This window comes from Stenotrophomonas sp. 05L44_2 (assembly GCF_056665995.1).
Genome location: NZ_JBFTNR010000711.1, coordinates 1 through 2,142 on the forward strand (window position 1 = coordinate 1; position 2,142 = coordinate 2,142).

A 2,142-nucleotide genomic window follows, 5' to 3' on the forward strand; every position below is an offset into this window, starting at 1 on the left:
CCTGTTCACCGTGGCCGGCATGGGCATCTCCATCCGCGACCTGGTGCTGATCGTCGGTGGCCTGTTCCTGATCATCAAGGGCTGGATGGAGATCAAGGAGATGATCACCGGTGGCGAGGACGAGGACCCGACCACCACCAAGACCTCGGCCGTGTTCGGCTACGTGATCGCGCAGATCGCGGTCATCGACATCGTGTTCTCGCTGGACTCGGTGATCACCGCTGTCGGCATCGCCGACCACGTGCCGGTGATGGTGGCGGCGATCCTGTTGTCGGTGGCGGTGATGCTGCTGGCGGCCAATCCGCTGGGCCGCTTCATCGATGCCAACCCGACCGTGAAGATGCTGGCCCTGGCCTTCATCCTGCTGATCGGCGCGGTGCTGATCCTGGACGGCCTGGACGTGCACGTGCCCAAGCCCTACATCTACGCCGCGATGGGCTTCTCGGTGCTGGTGGAGTGGCTGAACCTGCTGATGCGCCGCCGCGCACGCGAACACCACGTGCCGGGCGCCGGCGACTGGTAAGCAAGCGAGACAGAACCCCCGGCCCGGCCGGGGGTTCTGCGTTTCAGTCGCCGCTGCGCTCGCCGGGCATGGCCCGGCGCTACCCAAGCGTGGGCCCGTTCCGGTAGCGCCGGGCGATGCGCGGCGGGGCTTCTTCCCGCAATGCCGGCTTGCACCTTCCACTTGTGAATCGGGATCAACACTGTTTTCCCGCGTAGTGGCTTACTCCCGGCCGGCAAAGCGCGCAGGCTACGCGCTCATTTTCCACAGGGCCTGCCCCCACGCAGGCAATCCCCATGAATTCCAGAGCCGCATTGCTGGCCCTCGCCGTCGGCGCCTTCGCCATTGGCACCACCGAGTTCACGCCGATGGGCCTGCTGCCGGTCATCGCCAACGGCGTGGGGGTCAGCATCCCCACCGCCGGCATGCTGATCACCGCCTATGCGGTGGGCGTGATGCTGGGCGCACCGGTGATGACCCTGCTGATGGGACGCTTCGGCAAGCGCACCGCGCTGATGCTGCTGATGTCGATCTTCGTCATCGGCAACCTGCTGTCGGCGCTGGCCCCGAACTACGGCCTGCTGCTGCTGTCACGGCTGGTGACCAGCCTCAATCACGGTGCGTTCTTCGGCATCGGCGCGGTGGTCGCCGCCAGCCTGGTGCCGAAGGAGAAGCAGGCCGCGGCGGTGGCGACGATGTTCATGGGCCTGACCATCGCCAACATCGGTGGCGTGCCGCTGGCGACCTGGGTCGGCCAGCAGCTGGGCTGGCGCCTGGCCTTTGCCGGCACCGCCGTACTCGGTGTGGTTGCGATCAGCGCGTTGGCCATGGCACTGCCGCCGTCGGCCGCGGGCGCGCGCCCGGATGTCCGGCGTGAACTGAAATCGATCATGCAGCCGCAGGTGCTGCTGGCGATGGCCACTACGGTGCTGGGTGCAGGTGCGATGTTCACCCTCTACACCTACGTGGCGCCGGTGCTGACTGAACTGACCGGTGCGTCGAATGCCTTCATCGCGCTGTCGCTGGCATTGATCGGCATCGGCTTTACCTTCGGCAACGGTATTGGCGGCCGCATGGCCGACTGGTCGCTGGACGGCGCCACCCGGATCCTGCTGGCGGTACTTGCGGTGCTGATGTTCGTGCTGCCGCTGGCTTTCATGAGCCACGCGACTGCAGCGCTGGGTGTACTGCTGTTCGGTGCGGCGACCTTCGCGATCGTGCCGCCGTTGCAGATCCGGGTGATGCAGGCGGCCAGCGAGGCGCCGGGTCTGGCGTCGTCGATCAACGTCGGTGCTTTCAACCTCGGCAATGCACTGGGCGCGGCGCTGGGTGGTGCGGTGATCAGCCTGGGGCTGGGGTACGCGGCGATTCCGGTGGCCGGTGGCCTGCTGGCAGCGTCGGCGCTGCTGCTGGCATGGCTGGGGCGGGCACGCGCGCCGGTGGCTGAGGCTTGCTGAGGGACGAGTTCCGGCAGGGCTGCGCCCTGCACCCGCAGAGGCGGTAGTGCCGGCCGCTGGCCGGCAACCTCAACAGCAACGGCGGGCATTCCGTGGGATGGCGGGGTGGGTCAGCTTGCGGGGGACGCTGCAAGTACGTCCATGTAAGCTCGGTCGCGCCATCCATGGCGCTCACGCCCCCGC

Annotated in this window: 2 protein-coding genes; both read left to right on the forward strand. The window is 67.6% G+C overall.

Annotation, left to right across the window (positions count from 1 at the left end):
* A partial coding sequence (locus tag AC1VAN_RS19650; protein WP_480986520.1) for a TerC family protein occupies window positions 1-523 on the forward strand: 523 nt, incomplete at its 5' end.
* Window positions 524-798: 275 nt separating this feature from the next.
* On the forward strand, window positions 799-1,959 hold the full coding sequence (locus AC1VAN_RS19655) for an MFS transporter (protein WP_442252088.1): 1,161 nt from the start codon (window positions 799-801) through the stop codon (window positions 1,957-1,959).
* Window positions 1,960-2,142 lie beyond the last annotated feature (183 nt).

Coding starts and splice junctions, on each gene's coding strand:
- AC1VAN_RS19655 (WP_442252088.1), top strand. CDS start 799: ATGAATTCCAGAGCCGCATTGCTGGCCCTCGCCGTCGGCGCCTTCGCC.